General features: G+C 40.1%; 21 protein-coding genes. 18 read left to right on the plus strand and 3 right to left on the minus strand.

What is annotated here, in order from left to right; all coding sequences use genetic code 11:
- Positions 1 to 63 precede the first annotated feature (63 nt).
- From rsxA to gloA, 8 genes are read left to right on the plus strand one after another with little or no spacing between them, the layout of a single operon-like run.
- Positions 64 to 642, plus strand: coding sequence for an electron transport complex subunit RsxA (rsxA, locus tag AC1EU2_RS12855; protein ID WP_480298676.1), 579 nt, complete (start codon positions 64 to 66; stop codon positions 640 to 642).
- Entirely contained in the window at positions 642 to 1,214 is a 573-nt protein-coding gene (gene rsxB / locus AC1EU2_RS12860; protein WP_480298677.1) for an electron transport complex subunit RsxB, read from the plus strand. Before rsxA ends, rsxB begins: the two co-directional genes overlap by 1 nt.
- Positions 1,208 to 3,469 (plus strand): electron transport complex subunit RsxC, encoded by a 2,262-nt coding sequence (gene rsxC, locus AC1EU2_RS12865; protein ID WP_480298678.1) that lies wholly within the window; start codon positions 1,208 to 1,210, stop codon positions 3,467 to 3,469. The genes rsxB and rsxC overlap by 7 nt, the downstream gene beginning before the upstream one ends.
- A gap of 6 nt (positions 3,470 to 3,475) precedes the next feature.
- Positions 3,476 to 4,525: an electron transport complex subunit RsxD gene (rsxD, locus tag AC1EU2_RS12870; protein ID WP_480298679.1), complete on the plus strand. Its 1,050-nt coding sequence runs from the start codon at positions 3,476 to 3,478 to the stop codon at positions 4,523 to 4,525.
- A 9-nt stretch (positions 4,526 to 4,534) separates the two neighbouring features.
- Positions 4,535 to 5,173, plus strand: a complete 639-nt coding sequence (gene rsxG / locus AC1EU2_RS12875; RefSeq protein WP_480298680.1) for an electron transport complex subunit RsxG — start codon at positions 4,535 to 4,537, stop codon at positions 5,171 to 5,173.
- Positions 5,166 to 5,861, plus strand: coding sequence for an electron transport complex subunit E (locus AC1EU2_RS12880; protein WP_480298681.1), 696 nt, complete (start codon positions 5,166 to 5,168; stop codon positions 5,859 to 5,861). The genes rsxG and AC1EU2_RS12880 overlap by 8 nt, the downstream gene beginning before the upstream one ends.
- 8 nt (positions 5,862 to 5,869) lie before the next feature.
- Positions 5,870 to 6,511: an endonuclease III gene (gene nth / locus AC1EU2_RS12885; RefSeq protein ID WP_480298682.1), complete on the plus strand. Its 642-nt coding sequence runs from the start codon at positions 5,870 to 5,872 to the stop codon at positions 6,509 to 6,511.
- Positions 6,512 to 6,552: 41 nt separating this feature from the next.
- Entirely contained in the window at positions 6,553 to 6,963 is a 411-nt protein-coding gene (gloA, locus tag AC1EU2_RS12890; RefSeq protein ID WP_480298683.1) for a lactoylglutathione lyase, read from the plus strand.
- Positions 6,964 to 6,999: 36 nt separating this feature from the next.
- On the opposite strand, the gene AC1EU2_RS12895 is transcribed toward gloA, so the two are convergent.
- A complete protein-coding gene (locus AC1EU2_RS12895; RefSeq protein ID WP_480298684.1) occupies positions 7,000 to 7,485 on the minus strand; it encodes a hypothetical protein in 486 nt (161 codons plus the stop codon).
- 232 nt (positions 7,486 to 7,717) lie between these two features.
- Here AC1EU2_RS12895 and AC1EU2_RS12900 point away from each other — a divergent pair, with 232 nt between their 5' ends.
- The 5 genes from AC1EU2_RS12900 (at position 7,718) to ggt (ending at position 12,728) form a co-directional block, all read left to right on the plus strand.
- Positions 7,718 to 8,410, plus strand: a complete 693-nt coding sequence (locus tag AC1EU2_RS12900) for a gamma-glutamylcyclotransferase (protein ID WP_480298685.1) — start codon at positions 7,718 to 7,720, stop codon at positions 8,408 to 8,410.
- A gap of 70 nt (positions 8,411 to 8,480) precedes the next feature.
- Complete coding sequence (locus tag AC1EU2_RS12905; protein ID WP_480298686.1) at positions 8,481 to 9,653, plus strand: NnrS family protein; 1,173 nt, start codon at positions 8,481 to 8,483, stop codon at positions 9,651 to 9,653.
- Positions 9,654 to 9,724: 71 nt separating this feature from the next.
- Positions 9,725 to 10,030 carry a PilZ domain-containing protein gene (locus tag AC1EU2_RS12910; protein WP_480298687.1) on the plus strand — a complete coding sequence of 102 codons (306 nt, stop codon included), beginning with the start codon at positions 9,725 to 9,727 and terminating at the stop codon, positions 10,028 to 10,030.
- A gap of 212 nt (positions 10,031 to 10,242) precedes the next feature.
- Positions 10,243 to 10,863: a LysE family translocator gene (locus AC1EU2_RS12915; RefSeq protein WP_480298688.1), complete on the plus strand. Its 621-nt coding sequence runs from the start codon at positions 10,243 to 10,245 to the stop codon at positions 10,861 to 10,863.
- Between the two features lie 128 nt (positions 10,864 to 10,991).
- Positions 10,992 to 12,728, plus strand: a complete 1,737-nt coding sequence (gene ggt / locus AC1EU2_RS12920; RefSeq protein WP_480298689.1) for a gamma-glutamyltransferase — start codon at positions 10,992 to 10,994, stop codon at positions 12,726 to 12,728.
- Here ggt and AC1EU2_RS12925 read toward each other — a convergent pair.
- Both AC1EU2_RS12925 and AC1EU2_RS12930 read right to left on the minus strand, forming a co-directional pair.
- Positions 12,725 to 13,990, minus strand: coding sequence for an NAD(P)/FAD-dependent oxidoreductase (locus AC1EU2_RS12925; RefSeq protein WP_480298690.1), 1,266 nt, complete (start codon positions 13,988 to 13,990; stop codon positions 12,725 to 12,727). The genes ggt and AC1EU2_RS12925 overlap by 4 nt on opposite strands.
- A gap of 24 nt (positions 13,991 to 14,014) precedes the next feature.
- Positions 14,015 to 15,055, minus strand: coding sequence for a proline racemase family protein (locus tag AC1EU2_RS12930; RefSeq protein WP_480298691.1), 1,041 nt, complete (start codon positions 15,053 to 15,055; stop codon positions 14,015 to 14,017).
- A gap of 202 nt (positions 15,056 to 15,257) precedes the next feature.
- Between AC1EU2_RS12930 and AC1EU2_RS12935 the strand changes: the two genes are divergently transcribed.
- The 5 genes from AC1EU2_RS12935 to AC1EU2_RS12955 all read left to right on the plus strand — a co-directional run bounded on the left by AC1EU2_RS12935 (position 15,258) and on the right by AC1EU2_RS12955 (position 20,707).
- Complete coding sequence (locus AC1EU2_RS12935; RefSeq protein WP_480298692.1) at positions 15,258 to 16,169, plus strand: dihydrodipicolinate synthase family protein; 912 nt, start codon at positions 15,258 to 15,260, stop codon at positions 16,167 to 16,169.
- Positions 16,170 to 16,239: 70 nt separating this feature from the next.
- Positions 16,240 to 17,238 (plus strand): 4-hydroxyproline epimerase, encoded by a 999-nt coding sequence (locus tag AC1EU2_RS12940; protein WP_480298693.1) that lies wholly within the window; start codon positions 16,240 to 16,242, stop codon positions 17,236 to 17,238.
- Positions 17,239 to 17,255: 17 nt separating this feature from the next.
- On the plus strand, positions 17,256 to 18,821 hold the full coding sequence (locus AC1EU2_RS12945) for an aldehyde dehydrogenase (NADP(+)) (protein WP_480298694.1): 1,566 nt from the start codon (positions 17,256 to 17,258) through the stop codon (positions 18,819 to 18,821).
- 107 nt (positions 18,822 to 18,928) lie between these two features.
- Complete coding sequence (locus AC1EU2_RS12950; protein WP_480298695.1) at positions 18,929 to 19,600, plus strand: GntR family transcriptional regulator; 672 nt, start codon at positions 18,929 to 18,931, stop codon at positions 19,598 to 19,600.
- A 39-nt stretch (positions 19,601 to 19,639) separates the two neighbouring features.
- Entirely contained in the window at positions 19,640 to 20,707 is a 1,068-nt protein-coding gene (locus tag AC1EU2_RS12955) for a beta-ketoacyl-ACP synthase 3 (RefSeq protein WP_480298696.1), read from the plus strand.
- Positions 20,708 to 20,764 lie beyond the last annotated feature (57 nt).

Genomic DNA, 20,764 nt, shown 5'->3' on the forward strand with positions numbered 1-20,764 from the left:
ATATTGTTTAAATCATAATAAAAGTCGATAATAGCACTCATTATTCATTTTTTATGATTTGCAATGACTGAATATCTGCTGTTGTTAATAAGCACGGTACTGGTAAATAATTTTGTTCTCGTAAAGTTCCTCGGCCTTTGCCCGTTTATGGGGGTTTCAAGTAAACTTGAATCCGCTATTGGCATGTCGATGGCTACTACCTTTGTTTTAACGCTTGCTTCTGTGCTCAGCTATCTTGTTAACGTTTATATTCTGGTTCCTTTCGATCTAACGTATTTACGCACCATCAGCTTTATCCTTGTAATAGCTGTGGTGGTTCAATTTACTGAAATGGTTGTTCAAAAAACCAGTGCTTCGCTTTATCGTGCGTTGGGTATTTACCTACCGTTGATCACCACAAACTGTGCAGTACTCGGTGTTGCGCTATTGAATATCAATGAAAAACACGATTTTCTAGAATCAGCCATTTATGGTTTTGGTGCTGCTGTAGGTTTCTCGGTCGTGCTGGTTTTATTTTCTGCTATGAGAGAGCGTTTAGCTGCTGCAGATATACCTACACCTTTTAGAGGTGGCGCCATTGCAATGATCACTGCTGGTTTAATGTCATTAGCCTTTATGGGGTTCACGGGGCTTGTTAAATAATGATTTTTGATATTTTTACCGCTGTAATCGTACTTACTGTTATCGCTTTAATCTTCGGTTTCCTTCTTGGTTATGCCTCAGAAAAATTCAAAGTTGAAGGCAACCCGATTGTCGAACAATTGGAGTCAACTTTACCCCAAACCCAATGCGGTCAATGTGGTTACCCTGGTTGTCGCCCATACGCTGAGGCAATATCTAACGGCGAAAAAATTAATAAATGCCCTCCCGGTGGCACAGCAACAATGGAAAAATTGGCTGACATTATGGGCGTTGAGCCTGAGCCTTTAAATGTCACTGAAGATGCTCAAGTTAAAAAAGTTGCCTACATACGAGAAGAAGAATGTATAGGTTGCACTAAATGCATTCAGGCTTGCCCCGTCGATGCCATAGTTGGTGCTGGTAAATTAATGCATACCGTAATATCTAAAGATTGCACGGGCTGTGATTTGTGCGTTGAGCCCTGCCCTGTAGATTGCATTGATATGATCCCGGTTGAACAAAATTTGACGAACTGGGATTGGAAGTTAAATGCTATACCCGTTAAGTTGTTGGAAGAGGAACGTCAGTGTTAAGTTTATTGGAACAAATTGACCAAGGAGCACTTTGGCCGTATTCAGGGGGTATCCACCCTCTTGAAAATAAGCACCTGTCCAATAAATCTAATATTGATAGGCTTCCACTTGCTGATGAATTCATTATCCCAGTGCCAACAGTCGGACAAAATTGCATCCTTAAATTTGCCGTTGGTGATCGTGTATTAAAGGGTGAACCTCTAACAGAAGGTAATGGTCATTTACCCGCTCATGCACCGACTTCAGGGACAATTAAAGCCATTGAATCAAGAGCAAGTAATCACCCATCGGCATTTCCTGTATTGAGTGTAATATTGGGTGCAGATGGTAAAGATGAATGGCTTGAATCAATAAATACGCCATCTGAAGAGCTTTCTAATGAGCAAATGCTAACTCGCATTCGTGAATCAGGTATTGCCGGCATGGGAGGAGCTGCTTTTCCAAGCCACATTAAGCTTAACCCAATCAGTGATATTGAATTAGTGATTATCAATGGTATTGAATGTGAGCCATACATTACCTCCGACGACAGACTAATGCGTGAACATGCTGAAGATATTATTAAAGGTATGACCTATATCGACGCATTGCTCGACCCTCTTAGGTTTATTATTGCGATTGAAGACAATAAACCTGAAGCAGCTAAAGCAATGAATATCGCTTTAGCAAAATATGGCGCTTTAGCCAGTAAAGCCAGAGTCACTGTCGTTCCAACTAAGTATCCTTCTGGAGGAGAAAAGCAACTCATCCAAATCCTCACCGGAAAGGAAGTACCCTCTGGTGGTATTCCAGCGCAATTAGGTATTGTAGTTCATAACGTCGGTACCGCCATGGCGATTGGCGAAGCTATTGAACAACGTAAACCACTCATCGAACGTGTGGTAACCATCACAGGTGAGAATGTAACAAAGCCAGGTAACTATTGGGTGCCAATTGGCACGCCTATAGAGCACTTATTGAACTCGGCTGGTGTGAGAGAGCAAAATAATTTAAAACTCATCGTTGGTGGCCCGATGATGGGACACATGCAAGTTGATCTGAGTGCACCAATTTTAAAAGGTTCGAACTGTATCATTGCGCCATCGAGCAGCGAGTTTACTACAGGGTCAAATGAACGCGCTTGTATTCGTTGCGGTGAGTGTGCTGTTGCCTGCCCTGCAGGTTTATTACCTCAACAGCTTTTTTGGCATTCAAAAGCAGAAGAATATGACAAAGCGGCCAGTTATAACTTAAAGGATTGTATCGAGTGTGGCTGTTGTAACTATGTTTGCCCTTCAGATATTCCACTCGTTGAATATTATCGCGTAGCTAAGTCAGCTATTCGCAAAGAAGAGCAAGAGAAAATTGCAGCAGAACAAGCGAAAAAACGTTTTGATGCTCGCCTTGAACGTTTAGAGAAAGAAAAACGTGAACGCGAAGAAAAAGCTAAAAAAGCCGCTGAACGCCGTAAAAGCAATATGTCATCAGGTGATAAAGGCGCAGTTGCGGCTGCACTTGCTAGAGTTAAAGCTAAAAAATCTTCTGAGGCCGAATCATCAGAAACAACATCAGACAAACAATCACAAGTTGCTGCGGCAATTGCTCGAGCTAAAGCCAAAAAGCAAGCTCAGCAATCCGAAAATACTGAGTCTGAACCTATAGAAACACCTGCTGACGATAAAAAAGCACAAATTGCTGCTGCCGTAGCTAGAGCAAAGGCGAAAAAGCTTGCAAAGCAACAAGCTGAGTCCGGTGAAACGACAGAACCTGCTTCTGACTCAATAAACCAGCAACCTGTACTCGATAAAAAAGCCAAAATCGCTGCAGCCGTCGCAAAAGCAAAAGCTAAAAAAGCGGCTCAAGAACAAGAGTTACAAGAGAGTGATAACTCTCACACTTCGAAAGAGTTATCAGCTGAAGAACAGAAAAAAGCTCGAATTGCTGCTGCCGTGGCTAAAACTAAAGCCAAGAAAGCACAAAAGGAAACAAATATAACCGCTGAATCAGACCCTAAATCAAGTCAAGAAGTGTCTGACGTGAAGGTAGCAAAACAAAATTCTCCTGAAGACCAAAAGAAGGCAAGAATTGCTGCCGCCGTCGCAAAGGCTAAAGCTAAAAAAGCACAAAAAGATAACAAAGATACTGAAGTTGAAGGTTCAGTCGTTATTGAGAAAAAACCAGAAATAGAGTTATCTGCTGAAGAGCAAAAGAAAGCAAGAATTGCTGCTGCGGTAGCAAAAGCCAAAGCGAAAAAGCTTGCAAGAGAGGAGCAATAAATCACCATGGCATTTAAAATAGCCTCATCACCACATATTAATAGCAACCTGCAGACTCATAAGGTTATGCAACGATTGCTATTATGCTTATTGCCTGGTATCGCAGCTCAATTGTACTTTTTCGGCTGGGGTACATTGATTCAAATTTTATTAGCTGTTGCGATAGCTGTTAGTTCAGAAGCGTTGATGATGAAGATGCGCAACAAAAGCATTCGTTATGCATTGACTGACTACAGTGCTGTTGTTACTGCGGTTTTATTGGCCATAGCAATACCTGCGATGGCACCATGGTGGCTGATAGTCATTGGTACAGTGTTTTCGATTGTTATTGTAAAACAGCTCTATGGTGGTTTAGGCAATAACATTTTTAATCCTGCTATGGCGGCATATGTATTGTTGTTGGTTTCATTTCCAGTTCAGATGACAAGCTGGCCAGCTCCTGCTGAAATTGCTGCGTATCCACCATCGATTGCAGATAGCTTACAAGCAATTTTTGGAGTAAGTCATTTTGCTGCTGAACATTGGAAGCAAACTATTGATGGTATATCAATGGCAACTCCATTGGACAGCTATAAAACAGGCCTGTCACTCAAGTTGACTTCTACAGAAATTCTCAATCAACCTGCTTTCGATGGACATCATGGTGTTGGCTGGTTTTGGATTAATATGGGTTACCTGCTCGGTGGACTTGCACTGTTGAAACTCAAGATCATTAGATGGCATATCCCAGTAAGTATTATTGTCACCTTATTCGTTTGTAGCAGTTTTGGTTTCCTGTTAGAGCCCGACACTCATATCTCACCGATTAACCAAGTGTTCTCAGGTGCAACGATGCTAGCGGCATTCTTTATTGCTACAGACCCTGTAACAGCAGCGACCAGCGAGCGTGGAAGACTGTTATTTGGCTTTGTTATTGGTTTATGTGTATATGTCATTCGTAGTTTTGGTGGCTACCCTGATGCTTTTGCTTTTGCCGTGTTGCTTGCCAACTTAGCAGCGCCTTTAATTGACTATTACATCAGGCCACGCAGTTATGGTCACAGAAGAACTAATTAGGACGCCACTATGAATAATCCAATATTAAAGAATGGTCTGATCCTAGCTGTTTTTGCCATGTTGTGCACAGCAGCGGTCTCTGTTGTCAATAAAGTCACTGAAGGCAAAATTGCGGAACAAAAACAATTGCAAAGGTTAAAAGTGCTTGAGCAAATCATACCTATGCAAATTCACGATAATAATTTGGTGACAAGCTGCCGAGCCATTGTTGAACCCAAAGCTTTAGGGACAGAAGATGCGGTTTCCGCATTTGTTGCATTCAAAAAAGAACAAGCTACAGCCATTGCCATTGAAGCTATAGCCCCAGATGGCTACAACGGTAATATCAAGCTGATTGTCGCAGCAGATAAATCTGGAAAAGTGCTTGGGGTGAGAACGCTAGAACAAAATGAAACTCCAGGTCTCGGCGACAAAATTGAACTGCCTAAATCTGATTGGGTTAAAAGTTTTAATGGAAAGTCTTTAGAGAATACTTCTACTAAACAATGGAAAGTAAAAAAAGATGGTGGCGAGTTTGATCAGTTTACCGGTGCCACCATTACACCAAGAGCCTATGTAAAGGCCGTTCATAAGGCATTAAATTACATCCATAGTAATTTTGATATGATTGTTCGTCAGTCACAAAAATGTGAGGACCACCATGAGTAATTTTAAAGATATTGCCATACAAGGCTTGTGGAAGAACAATCCGGGGCTTGTTCAATTACTCGGTCTTTGCCCTCTCCTTGCCGTGACGTCTACCGTAACGAATGCTCTTGGTTTAGGGATTGCCACTATGGTGGTACTCGTTTGTTCTAATATTTTAGTCTCACTTGTGCGAGAGTTTGTACCAAAAGAAGTCCGCATTCCTGTTTTTGTCATGATCATTGCTGCATTAGTAACTGCAGTCCAGTTACTCATCAATGCTTATGCTTATGGTTTATATTTGTCACTGGGTATTTTCTTGCCTTTGATTGTGACTAACTGCGTCATTATTGGTCGTGCAGAAGCCTTTGCTTCACGTAATAATGTGTCAAAATCAGCGTTTGATGGCTTTATGATGGGATTAGGTTTTACTTTGGTACTTGCTGTTTTAGGTAGTATCCGTGAAATTCTTAGCCAAGGCACACTGTTTGCTGGTGCAGACCAACTACTTGGCGATTGGGCGAAAAGCTTAACGATCCAAATATTTCATTTCGATACTTCGTTTTTGTTAGCAATGTTACCCCCTGGCGCCTTCATTGGTATGGGGCTACTCATAGCAGCAAAAAATATAATTGATAAGAAGCTCGAAGAACGAAAGCCTGCACCTCAAATTGAGGAAGTTGCGCGTGCCCGAATAACTAAAGTAGGCTAACGACGATAATGAATAACCAAAAACGACGTCAAATCCTCGAGCGTCTGAGAGAAAATAACCCTAAGCCAGAAACAGAGCTTAATTTTTCAAGTCCTTTTGAATTATTGGTTGCCGTCACTCTGTCAGCTCAAGCTACTGATGTTTCAGTGAATAAAGCAACCGATAAATTATTTCCTATCGCAAATACAGCGCAAACGATTTATGACCTCGGCGTAGATGGACTGAAAGAATACATCAAGACTATTGGCCTTTATAACAATAAAGCAATCAATGTAATCAAAGCTTGCAAAATACTCCTTGATAAGCACGACGGTGAAGTCCCAGAAGATAGGGATGCACTAGAGGCATTACCAGGTGTTGGTCGTAAAACAGCAAACGTCGTACTCAACACAGCTTTTGGCTGGCCAACCATTGCTGTTGACACGCACATTTTTAGATTAGCTAATCGCTCCCGCTTTGCGCCTGGAAAGAATGTTGATCAAGTAGAGCAAAAAATGCTTAAAGTGGTACCAGCAGAATTCAAAGTCGACGTTCATCATTGGTTTATTCTACATGGGCGTTATACCTGTATTGCTCGCAAACCTCGATGTGGCAGTTGTACTATCGAAGATTTGTGTGAGTTTAAAGATAAAGTTTATCCAGAAGAATAGTAAAGCCTTTCAATCACTTGCTTAATATAGGAACGCAAACTATGTCACAGCTTTTACACACGATGATTCGTGTCGGTAATCTCGATAGAAGCATTGAATTTTATACCAATGTACTTGGAATGAAATTACTCAGAAAGTCTGAAAATGAAGAATATAAATATACCCTAGCTTTTGTTGGTTATGGTGACGAATCAACTGGGCAAGCTGTCATTGAGTTGACCTATAACTGGGGTACAGAGAGTTACGATTTAGGTACAGGTTTTGGTCACTTAGCCATCGGCGCTGAAGATATTTATCAACAATGTAAAGATATTGAAGCTGCAGGTGGAAAAGTAACACGCCAACCAGGACCCGTTTTAGGTGGAAATACTGAGATTGCTTTTGTTGAAGATCCTGATGGCTATAAAATCGAACTCATTCAAATGAAATCAGCTGCTAACGGTCTAGGCTAATCATTTTTACGTGATATAGCAGCTGAACAATAACTGCTATATCTCTTTTTCGCTTTTAACTTCAGACTTTGAAGCAACCTGCTGTTCTACTTTCTGTTTATCTACTTTTTCTAGAATATATTCTATTCTGTCTAAACAACGTTTATAGCAGACGTTTTTCCAATAACGATGCACAGCTTCCAGCGCTTCTGTTTCTTCATGGTTTAGTCTGTTCAGTTTAGAGCCATGCTGTGTAAATGACTCGACATTCGAAGCCAAGTTAAATTCAACAAATTCAAGCGCAGTTTTATGTTTATCATCATGATGAAGTTTTGCAGTAATGATATCGCCATAGACTGATGAAGTAATAATATCTCTTCGATCTTGTCGAACTTCACTAAGTTGAGCATAGTGTTCATCTTTAGATAAATGGCTACCTAAACCGTATCCTAAAGTTCCAGATATCGTGCAGAAAAAAAACAAGAGTACAAACCAAAGGCGATTCCTTTCTTTAGCTTGTTTATAATATTCAAAAGAGTCCATTTTCACATTCCATTTTGTTTTCCCTTATCCTCCATGAATAAGGACGTCCATCGTCTTTATGGTATATCGTATCCTACAGATGCAAATGTTATCAAATTATTACAATATTTATAATTAGATTATTCAGTTATTTTCCTAAAGGCTTAGTTATTAAGTCTATTCCTTCTATATTCAGCTATATTTCAACAGTGAACTGCTAGCTTACGCTTAAAGTACCGATGGAATATCTATTTTGACGAAAAAATTCGAAAGCTATGAAACAATCAAGAAATACCTCGATGATATGAGGTCTACAGCAGAGCAAGCTGGGCTAAAAATTAAATCTTGGGATAATATAGAAGAAAGCAGGCACAAAACTCTTAAACAATTACCAACATCCTCAGATATTTTGATCTTTGCATACGGCTCATTAATGTGGAATCCGCTATTAAAAATAAAGAAACAATTTAGTGCACGTTTGAACGGTTATGAAAGACGTTTTTGTTTAGAAATGTTGCTTTTTAGAGGCTCGAAATCTAATCCCGGTGTAATGATGGCTCTTGATAGAGGTGGAGTTTGTGATGGAATAGCACTACAAATAGATAAACAAGATATTGAGAACGAGACAAAAAAGCTATGGGCCAGAGAATTTGCCTTAGGCGGATACATTCCTGTTATCTCAAGCTTGGAATGCAAAAAGAGTCACCGAACGTTCGCTTGCATTACATTTGTGATTAATCATCAATCAAGTCGTTACTGCCCTCATTTAGAACAAAGCGAAATAGCGAAGCGAATTTTTCAAGCTAAAGGAGAACTTGGCAGTAACTTAGAATACTTCGAAAAAACCTTCCAAGAGATTAAATCCCTGAACATCAGAGATATGCATATGGAAGCTGTTTATAAAGAACTTTATTTTTTAAAAATAAACAAATCGACAAAAACATGATCTAGATTAGATTTTTTTAAGAAATACAAATATATAATACCTGATAAATTTAGTCAGGTATTATATACGTATGCTTAATATTGATGAACCCGAAAACATGCAGCCTAAAATCCCATTATTCAGACTAGGATTTCGACCGTTTTTTTTATTTGGTAGTTTTTTCAGCATAATATCACTCGCATTTTGGATTTTATCGTTGAAAGGAGAGGTAGTTTTTACCCCCCAAGGGAATACATTGTGGTGGCATGGTCATGAAATGATTTTCGGCTTTGTTTCCGCCATAGTTGTTGGTTTTTTATTAACTGCAGTTCAGAACTGGACAGGAAGGCCTGGGTTAAAAGGATTACCGTTGATAGGGCTGTTTAGCCTATGGTTATTAGCTCGGGTTTTACTGTTAAATCAAGATTGGAGTTCATTAGAGTTTGCTGCAATTATCGATCTACTTTTTTTGCCTCTATCTGCATTTGTAATGGCAAAAGCAGTAGTACCACTAAAACAATGGAGAAACTTTGGCTTTGTGCCGATTTTACTCACATTAACAATTGCAAACGTCTGCTCTTACTATGGCTTGATCACGCATCAACCGGACTTTGTTTCTTCATCACTCTATGCCGCCGTGATAATCATCACAGCAGTTGTGGCTCTAATCGGCGGCCGTGTTATACCTTTTTTTACCGATAGAGCAAGTGGATGGGAACGCCTACCAAGTATTGATACCTTAGAGAAGTTGACATTTATTTCTTTAGGTTTGCTTGTTATCAGTTTTATTTTTCAATTACTGGTAATAACAAAAGTATTTGCTTTCATTTCTGGTATCGTCTTATTGATTCGATGGAATCGTTGGGGGTGGCAACATACTTTTAAAACCCCCCTACTTTGGTCTTTACACTTTAGTTATATATTCATCCCAGTTGGACTCTTACTTCTTGCCACCGACTTACCACGGTCAGCAGGGCTTCATGCCATAACGGTGGGGGGGATGGGCGGTATGATTTTAGCGATGATGGCCCGTGTTTCCTTAGGACATACTGGACGAAAACTGGAACCACCTAAACTTGTTATTTTAGCTTTTGCACTAATGATTCTTGCAACTATTTGTCGAGTCTGTGCAAATATATTCCCTAACTTTTATCCGCAGCTATTAGGGTTCACTGTTCTTCTTTGGTTGCTTGCTTTTACTGCATTTGTAATTTGTTATGGACCAATGCTTTGTCAAATCCGTGCAGATGGAAGACCTGGTTAAGAGATTGTCGCTTACCAATTTGTAGAATATGTATTAGAATCAAAGGATACTGAAAACCACGGATGGTTATTGTGCATAATTCATTAGAAAAACGACGCTCTTCCCGAATTGAATTAGATTATTTCAAAGTGAGATTAGAGTGGTCTGATCCTCATGGTCTCCCCAGAAGTCAAACAGCATCGTGTGTCGATATTTCAAGACACGGCGTATCGTTCGAATGCCCCTTCCCATTTGAACTTGGTAGTGCAATAAGTGTTACTTTCAATTATGACACCGATGTAGCTAACCAAGTCATTGGCAGTGTATGTCGATGTTCTCGTTTGAATATGGACAATTTTCATGTTGCCCTACAAATACAAGTCAATGACACACTATAGAACTCAGCATTATAAACAGACCAATTTCATCCTCAATAAATTATATTTAATTAACTGTAAACCTTCTTAATAAAACTAATAAAATCAATCAAGAATATACTTTTCAAAGTGTGATTAACACCTCATACCATTAGCGCATTATTTATACCCATTGCATTTAATTCCTAGTTACCTAGACTTCAAAATACGCCGTTCTTATGGAGTATGTAATAATGATGACATTCGATATTTTTACAAAGTTAGCACCAGCTCTATTTGTTACCTCAACAATTCCAGGTCTTTGCATGACATTAGCGATGAGCCTTGGTATGACTGTCGGAGTCCGAAAGACGATGTGGATGATGGTCGGAGAACTGACAGGTGTTACCATCGTTGTTTCGACCATCATTTTAGGCGCAGCTGAGTATATTCACAGCCACCAAGAGTTATTCAACTCCATCAGAATATTTGGCGCTATGTATCTTTGCTATGTCGCGGTCAAAATGTGGCAAAAAGCAAATTCAAAATTTGAACTTCAAGAAGTTGAAGCTTCAGACGTAAAAGGTTTAAGTTTATTATTACAAGGGTTATTTACTGCACTTTCAAACCCTAAATTATGGATTTTTATGGTATCGCTTATTCCGCCATTTATAAGTTCGGGTGAATCACTTGCACCACAAATGTCATTAATCTTAGCGATCATTTTGACCAGTGAATTCACCATGTTAATGATTTATGCATCGGGCGGAAGTGGTTTGAAAAAAGTATTATCAAAGTCAGGAAATGTACGTTGGCTTTACCGTTCGTCGGGTTCAATCATTTTCTTACTGAGTATTTGGATGGTTTTAGATTGATAGTTTGAAGTTAGCGTTATATACAACGGAGACCTAAGGTCTCCGTTTCTGTTTGTAGTTAATTATCTATTTATATTTATCACTAATTATGGCACATTGCATCGGTTTAATAATTTCAAGGAATAACGATGCGCATCATCCATTTGGCAAAAGCAATGTTACTTGCAGCTTCTGCTACTTTGGTAACCATACCAGCTACCACATACGCAAACTCTTCTGCAATTCACAGCCGTATGGCAACCGCACAGCCGATTTGGGCCAAGCATGGAATGGTGGCAAGCCAAGAAGCATTAGCCAGCCAAATTGGCGTCGATATCCTTAAGCAAGGCGGCAATGCTGTCGATGCTGCTGTCGCTGTAGGCTATGCCTTAGCCGTTACTCTTCCTCGTGCCGGCAATGTTGGTGGTGGTGGTTTTATGATGGTTTATCTCGCCGATAAAGATAAAACCATTGCCTTAGACTACAGAGAAATGGCCCCAAGCAAAGCTCATAAGGATATGTTCTTAAATGAAAAAGGTGATGCAGTTTCAAACCTAAGTCGTTTTCACGGCTTAGCTGTTGGTGTTCCTGGTACTGTTATGGGATTAAACCAAGCTTTAAATAAATACGGCACAATGAGTCTAAAGCAAGTGATAAGTCCTGCAATTAAGCTGGCCAAAGACGGAATTAAAGTCACTCCAGATCTTGCAGTATCGTTGAACGGTTTAAAACATCGTTTAATGAAATGGCCAAGCACAGCTGAAATATTCTTCAAACCTGATGGTTCGAGTTACAAAATTGGTGAAGTGATTAAACAACCAGAACTTGCTCATACCCTCTCCCTTATAGCGGAGAAAGGTACAGATGGTTTCTACAAAGGTGAAACTGCAAGAAAAATTACTAAAGCCATACAACAAGCTGGCGGGGTGATGACACAAGCTGATTTTGCCAATTACAAAGCCATTGAAAGAAAGCCAGTATCTGGTACTTATCGTGGTTACAAAGTTGTATCTATGCCACCACCTTCATCTGGTGGTGTCCACATTATAGAAATCTTAAATATTCTGGAGAATTTCCCACTTGATGTTTATGGTCATAATACGGCACAAACCATTCATTTTATGGCTGAAGCGATGAAATATGCCTATGCCGATAGAAGCAAACACCTTGGCGACCCTGATTTTTACGACATTCCAGTTAAGCATTTAACAGATAAGAAATACGCAAAAGCCATCGCAAAAAAAATACCTTTCAATATTGCGACACCATCGTCCGAAATTTTACCTGCTTCGTTTGCGCCTTATGAAAGCGATCAAACAACACACTTTTCAGTAGTCGATAAATGGGGAAATGCAGTTTCAAATACTTATACACTGAACTTCAGTTATGGCTCTGGCCTTGTTGCTAAAGGTACAGGTGTAATTCTTAACAACGAAATGGATGACTTTTCTGCCAAACCTGGAGTACCTAATGGTTATGGACTCATCGGTGGGGAAGCGAACTCAGTGCAACCTGGCAAGCGACCATTAAGTTCGATGAGCCCGACCATTGTATTTAAAGATGGTCAGCCTGTTTTAGTAACAGGAACACCTGGCGGCTCAAGGATCATTACCACTACATTACAAGTCATTCTAAATGTCATCGATTTTAAGCTTAATATTGCTGAGGCAACAAATGCGCCTCGAGTGCACCATCAATGGTTCCCTGATGAACTTAGAGTAGAGAAAAGCTTGAACTTCGACACCATCAAATCACTTAAAAAAATGGGCTACAAAGTAAAAATAAAAAGTGCCATGGGTAGCACTCAATCTATTGAAATAACAGACAAAGGATTATTTGGCGCATCAGATTTACGTAAATCTGATGGTGCTGTCATAGGTTATTAGAACCGATCAATGCTATAAGGGGAAAGTTCAATATCTGGTTCTTTCCCCATCATTTTTTGTGTAATCAGTTTTGCTGAAATTGCTGACCAAGTTAGTCCTAGATGTTGATGCCCGAAAGACGCAAAGACACTTTCATTTTTTGTATCGCTAATGACAGGCAAACTGTCTGGAAATGAAGGGCGAAATCCCATCCACTCTTCAGCACCTTCAAAGTGCCCCTCATGTTTTAATCTTGGAATAATCGCTTGCCCGTGTATTTTAAAACGGTTTGCTCCACCCGCTGTAGCGGGGTTATTTAATCCACCAAATTCAACCATACCTGCAAGTCGAGTTCCATTGACCATTGGCGTTATAATAAATTTACGCTCGTATGAGGTCACAGGTCTCGTCAAGCCTACGTGTGTTTGTAACATTAAGTGATAGCCACGTTCAGTATCCAGCGGTGTGTTGTGTCCTATTTGTTGGCAAATAGGTTTTGACCAAGCGCCTGCTGTAATCAGTGTTTTCTCAAATTCAAGCTTTATAGAAGCTGCTGGGTTATCTAACCCTGAGATCTGAATTTTAGATTCAGTAACATCTTCAATTTGGGTTTTAAGAAATCGCCCGCCTAACATTTTAAACTTTTCAAAGATGGCTAAACATAATGCTTCTGGATCAGATGTATGTCCTGTTTCTGTAAAAAATAAAGCGTGCTCTATTTTTTTCGACAGTTCTGGTTCAAGTTTTCTCGCTTCTTCCCCTGAGATTAATCTGACCGCTACACCGGCTTCTGAATAAGCTCTCCATTCTCTAACCACAATTGATAAAGGTGTATTTTCAAAAACAACCAAATTTCCATCTAACTTGAGAAGTTGCGAGCAGCCTACTTCTGATGCGATATGTTTTAACTCAGAAATAGCAAGTGCGTTAAGCGCCTTAATAGCTTGGGTATTATGGTGCTTTTTATTAGGGAACATATTAAGAATAAAGCGATAAAACCAAGGAAGGGCTGAAATAATATAATTAGGTTTAATTCTGATTGGCCCCAAAGGATCCAATAGCATTTTCGGCAATTGAAGCAACAACTTAAAGTCAGCTAAAGGAAATACTTGTTCAGTAGCAAAGTGACCTGCATTTCCATATGAAGCTCCTGTAGCAACGCCCTCTTTATCGACCAGTGTTACTTCAAAGCCGTGTTTTTGCAATTGGTAAGCTGCTGTAACACCAATGATACCAGCACCAATAACACAGACTCGTTGTTGACTTTTTAGCTCTGGAGTCATGCGAATATCCTTATTTTAATTATTTTATCTTAGGATGAAACCTTCTTGAAATACGTCCTCTTCATCGATTAAGAAATCGTGTTGTCCAGTGATGTAAGAACGCCCAGATACAGTCGGAATAACTGAAGATTTACCGTAAAAATCTAGAGGTTTGTTCGCTTCAACATGCATACGACCACCAACAATACTTTCAATGGTTATTGATTGCCCTATATCTACTTCATTTTTAGCCTGAAGAAGCGCAATTCGTGCCGATACACCCGTACCTGTAGGTGAACGGTCTACTTCGCCATCAGCGAAAATACAGACATGCTTAGAGTGATAATTGGTATTACTGACTTGAGTAGACGTAAAAATTGTGCCGTACAAAAATGATAAATCCTCTTCTATAGGATGTTGTATCTGATAGTGTTTTGCGACGGCATATTTGATTTTTCGACCGAGTTCAATTAATTGGGGAACGTTATCTGGTTGGCAAGAAATGTTGTACTTATCTGCATCAACGAAAGCATAATATGCACCGCCAAAGCCTATGTCGTAGGTTATTTCGCCAATACCTTCGATATGGACTTTTTTATCAGTAGTTTCGGCCCATGATGCAACATTCTCAAAGCTAACTTGAATTTTTCCATCTGAATCTCTTAGAGCTGTCGCAACAACTAAGCCTGCTGGGGCATCTATTTTCACTACTCTTGGTTGAGTATCGAGTTCGATGGCACCTAACTCACATGCAACTTTAACTAAAGCAAGAATGGCATGCCCGCACATACTGCTATAACCTTCATTATGAAGAAATAGCACTCCGAAATCAGCATCAACACTTACGGGTTCAGTGACCAATGCAGCGTACATATCGGCATGACCACGAGGTTCAAAAATAATCAGCTTTCTCAGATGGTCTAAATGTTCCTTGGCAAATTGACGCTTCTCCAGGATAGTTTTCCCTTTCAGTTCTGGATAGCCTTCAGTAACAATTCTTAGGGGTTCTCCTTCAGTGTGAGCATCAATAGTCGAAATTTTGTTGTGTTTTTGTAAATATTCTTGTTTAAATTTTAACGGTCTCATCTTATACTCCGACCAACTTCTATAGTTTTAGTGCTTTAAAAACCTACCTTTAGGTCAAGTTGTCTTCCTATAAAGCAGTCTATTTTAAATTTTAACTTTTCTTTTACTAAAGATTGTATACAATATACCCAAACTACACAATACAAATAATAATCACCGGCTTGAGTGACTAAACCTATTTGCCGGAAATGAGGTTTGAAAGATGAATGTAAATTGGCAAGGTGTATTCCCAGCGATTTCTACACAATTTAACGAAGACGGCAGCATAAACTTTGAATCTAATGCTCGTATGCTAGAAGATTTAATTAATGACGGAGTTGATGGGATAATTGCTCTTGGTACGATAGGAGAAAATGCTTCTCTTTCAGCCGAAGAAAAACGTGAATTCATCAAGCACACTGTAGAAACCGTTAATGGTCGAATTATTGTCATCTCTGGATGTACTGAATATACAGCCGAACTTGCTACAACATTTGCAAAAGATGTCAATGCTTTAGGTGTTGATGGATTAATGCTTCTCCCTGCTATGGTTTATCATGGTACAGATAGAGAAGTTGTCACACATTATCAAACTGTTGCCCGTGCTAACCCTAGTCTTCCAATCATGATTTATAACAACCCTGTTGGCTATAGCGTTGACGTAAACTTAGAAATGACCGCTATTCTTGCTGAAGAGCCAAACATTGTAGCGATTAAAGAATCAACAACCGATACTCGTCGCTTAACAGAATTACAAAGTCGCTTTGGTGATAGGTTTGTTCTTTTCTGTGGTGTTGATGACATTGCTTTAGAAAGTATTTTACTTGGTGCTACTGGCTGGATTTCAGGTTTAACTAATGTTTTTCCAAGAGAGTCTGTCGCTCTTATGAGACTCGCACGCGAGGGACGCATTGAGGAAGCACGTGAAATTTATCGTTGGTTCATGCCACTTCTCCGTTTAGATACTATTCCAACTCTTGTTCAGTGCATTAAATTTGCTGAACAAATTGTTGGTCGTGGTAATGAAAAAGTTCGTCTACCTAGGATGGAGCTAGTTGGGGAAGACAGAGCTTATGTTGAGGCGGTAATCAATCACGCCATAAACACTCGTATTGACTTATCCAAATATTTCTAAAAGAAAAAAATTCTGTTTTAACTCCTCCTCATTTTTTCCTCTAGAGGAGGAGTATTTTTTTGGAGTAACTATGCTTAAAGGTACTTTTTTTTGCATTGACGCTCACACTTGTGGGAACCCTGTTCGATTAGTGACAAGTGGACACCCACATTTGGTTGGCCATAATATGAGCCAAAAGCGGCAAGACTTCTTAAAAAACCATGATTGGATTCGAACGGCGTTAATGTTTGAACCACGTGGCCACGACATGATGTCAGGCTCTTTTCTCTATCCTCCTTGCTCCGAAAATGCCGATGCTTCAATCTTATTTATAGAAACCAGTGGTTGCTTACCAATGTGTGGCCACGGCACAATTGGTACCATTACTGCGGGAATAGAGTCAGGCTTACTCATACCAAAGACCCCAGGCAAACTCATCATTGACGTCCCAGCAGGTCAAATTCAAGTTGACTATCAACAAACCGGAGCAAAAGTAGACTGGGTAAAAATTTATAATGTCTCAGCTTATCTAGCTCACAAAGATATTGAATTAGATATTCCAGGACTAGGAACACTAAAAGTCGATATTTCCTATGGCGGGAATTTCTACTGCATTGTCGAACCACAAGAGCATTTTCCTGGACTGAGAGAGTGGACTGCCGCTGACATACTTCGTTGGAGCCCACTGGTGAGGGAGGTGGCTCAGGCCATTGAGTGCATACACCCTGAAGATCCTACGGTTTGCGGTGTATCACATGTATTGTGGACAGGAAATACCATCTCAGAAGGTTCAGATGGCGCTAACGCAGTATTCTATGGAGACAAAGCCATCGACCGCTCCCCGTGCGGTACTGGCACAAGTGCTAGATTGGCACAACTTCATGCAAGAGGCATTTTATCTGTAGGTGATACCTATACTCATGAAAGTATTATTGGCAGCCAATTTGTAGGTAAAATCGAGTCAAAAACCTCTGTTGGACCATTTCCAGCCATTAAACCAAGCATTCAAGGCTGGGCAAGAGTAACAGGCCAAAACGCAATTCAAGTAGACGATGAAGACCCATATGCATATGGCTTTCAAGTCCTATAAAAGAACAAGGAATGATTATGACAAGTTCAAACAATTTAGAAATTTCAGGCCTACATTTTATAAACCAGTCTTGGCAAGGTTCCGCTGACGGCTTCTTCAGTATGAACCCTGTCAAAAACGAAAAGACAGACTGGCAATTCGCTGAAGCAACGATTGATGACGTCGAGAGTGCAACGAAACTTGCTACTGACGCATTTAAAGTTTATCGAAAGAAGTCAGCCTCTGAGAGAGCTCTATTTTTAGAAGCTATTGCGGACGAAATCCAGAGTCTCAGTGAGAAAATAATTTTTGCCGCCAATATAGAGACAGGCTTACCAGAAGCCCGTTTACAAGGTGAAACTGGAAGGACCTGCACTCAATTACGTTTGTTCGCATCGCACTTACGTAATCCTATCGATTTAAGGTATGTAGATAAAGCTCAGCCAGAAAGAAGCCCTGTTCCAAAGCCAGAAAGTAGACTAAGTTCCCTGCCAATTGGCCCAGTTGCAGTCTTTGGAGCATCTAATTTCCCTCTCGCTTTTTCTACGGCTGGCGGTGATACGGCTTCTGCTCTTGCAGCTGGTTGCACAGTGATTGTAAAAGGACACCCTGCTCACCCGGCAACCAGTGAACTTGTTGCACGTGCAGTCCAAAATGCTATCTCAAAAACTAACATGCCAGCAGGTGTGTTTTCATTATTACAAAGTAGCAAACCAGAGGTTGCTACAGCGTTGGTCCGGAACCGGAAAATCAAAGCCGTAGGATTTACTGGTTCACTCAATGTCGGTCGCATACTTGCGGATACCTGTGCAGCAAGACCTCAACCCATTCCTTTTTTTGGCGAGTTAGGTTCTGTTAATCCACAATTTATCTTGCCAGAGTTACTCGGCTCGTCTGCAGAAACGCTTTCTATTACACAAGTTCAATCGATGATGATGGGGCACGGACAATTCTGTACCAGCCCTGGAGTAGTGATTGCGAAGTCTGGCCCTAGCCTAGAGAGGTACAAAGCGACTTTAACAGAAGAGTTAAAGCAACAAGATTCTAGCTCAATGCTGACTTTTGGTATTGCTAAAGCTTATCAACGCCAGACTCAAGCATTGATTGAGAACAACTCAGTAACGTTAATAGGTAAAGGACAAAAACCAACAAAGCTCCATCACACGCAGCCACTGGCTTTTTCTGTTGATGCTAAGAGTTTTGTCCAGAGTGAGAACCTAAGACAAGAAGTCTTTGGTCCTTGCGTTGTGATTGTAGAATATCAAACCGACGAACAAGCGATAGAAATTGCAGATATTCTTGAAGGTCAGCTCACAGCAAGTATTCATGGGACTGAATCTGAAATCACTTTAAATCCGGAACTTGTTGAGTCGATTAGCTACAAAGTGGGGAGAATCATCTTCAACCAAATGCCTACCGGTGTTGAAGTTTGCTATTCGATGAATCACGGTGGTCCGTATCCTGCGAGCACAGATGTGAAAACAACCTCTGTCGGTATTAGAGCTATGGATAGATTTCAACGACCAATCTGTTTTCAGAATACTCCTTTAAACGTTATACCTGCTGATGTAAAAGATTCATATCAACATCTTATCGTGAAATAAATCCTTCACATAAATAAAGGGAAATATCGTATTTCCCTTTATTTATGCCGCCGTTAGCGGTATCTTGAGTCACAATAATTCAAATAATTTATTTTCAGACGGTAAACATGAGTCAAACAACACCTATCGTCCATAAAACTCGAACGCAAGTTGTAGTAGAAGTCTTAAGAGAAAAAATCCTTTCAGGCGAAATCGCCGCTGGTGACCCATTAAGGCAAAGTGCATTAGCTGAATCACTCAATGTAAGCCGTATCCCTGTTAGAGAAGCTTTACTTCAACTCGAAGCAGAGGGTTTAGTTAAGTTTGAAGCGCATAAAGGTGCAACGGCAACAAAATTGTCAGTAGAGCAAGTGGCAGAACTTTTTGAGTTAAGATCAATGATTGAAACGGATCTACTCATAAAAGCAATTCCAAATTTAACAACCGATGACTTTCTTGAAGCAGAGCAAGTATTAGAGCTGTTAGAATCTGCGTTCAAAAAAGAAAACGCAGTTGCGAGCTGGAGTGAATTGAACACTCAATTTCATACTTGCCTCTATCAGGCCGCTAATAGACCACATACTCTAGAAGTTGTACAAGGCTTAAATACAAATTGTGACCGTTATATACGTTTACAACTTCTCCTCGGCGGCGGTATACCCAAGGCAGAACACGAGCACAGAGAGTTGCTCAACTATTGCAAAACAGGTAATACAGATAAAGCTGCCGAACTATTAAAACATCATATTTTGAATGCTGCCGAAACGATCAAACAACTGGTTGCGCAGCAAGTTAAGTAATATCTCTTTGATTAAGAGTTATAAAGTAGAGAAAATATTATGCAAAATGCAGTGATCACAGGTTGGGGAAAATGCGTACCTCCTGCGACATTATCAAATCATGATTTAGCAACATTCATTGAAACATCTGATGAGTGGATTTACAGCCGAACGGGAATTAAACAACGACATGTAAGCCATGTAAATACTTCTGAGCTTGCATCGGTTGCAGCTAAAAAAGCCTTAGCCGCTGCAGGCATAGAAGGTTCAGATGTGGATATGATTATCCTTGCAACTGCAAGTCCAGATACTCTAATTCCAAATATTGCAGCGACAGTTCAAGCTAATATTGGTGCAACTTGTGCCGCTTTCGATATCAATGCTGCATGTAGTGGCTTTCTCTATGGTCTTGGTTTAGCTAATGCTCAAATACAAAGTGGCCAATGTAAACGTGTCCTAGTAATCGGTGCAGAGCGTTTGACCTTCTATCTAGACTGGTCACGTCGTGATACTGCAGTGCTTTTCGGTGATGGTGCCGGTGCTATGGTTGTTGAAGCCACAGATAAAGCTGAAGGGATTTTAGGGTATGAGCTTAATAATGACCCAGATGCGCGTGAAATTCTAAAAACTGGCTTCGGTACGTCAATGGATCGTTTTGACGCTGCATCTTTAGATTTTTATTTGCAATTTGATGGTCAAGAGATTTTCAAGCGCGCTATTAATGGAATGAAAAACTTAAGTGCAAAAGTGCTTGAAAAATGTGAATTGGAAAAAGACGATGTTAGCCTCGTTATTCCTCATCAAGCTAATGAACGTATCATCGATACCTTAGTAGCTAAAATGCGCATTCCAAAGGAAAAAGCTTTTGTTAATATCGAGAATTACGGCAATACTTCAGCGGCTACAATTCCAATTGCTTACTGTGATGCATTAGAGAAAGGGTTAATTCAACCTGGACAAAACATCTTATCTTGTGCATTTGGTGCAGGATTAACTTCAGCGGCTTTACTTATGAAATGGGGTGACAGAGTTACACCTATTAATGAGTCAGATGCTGAATTGCCGCCAACAGATAAAACAGGCATTGAGTTAGTTAAGAGAGCTGCAGACTATTTTTGTAACAAGTAAGTTTTAAAAATATAACCTATCTAATGGTAAAAGTATTAAAGATACTTTTACCATTTA

The organism is Parashewanella sp. 2304DJ23-3 (assembly GCF_056591695.1).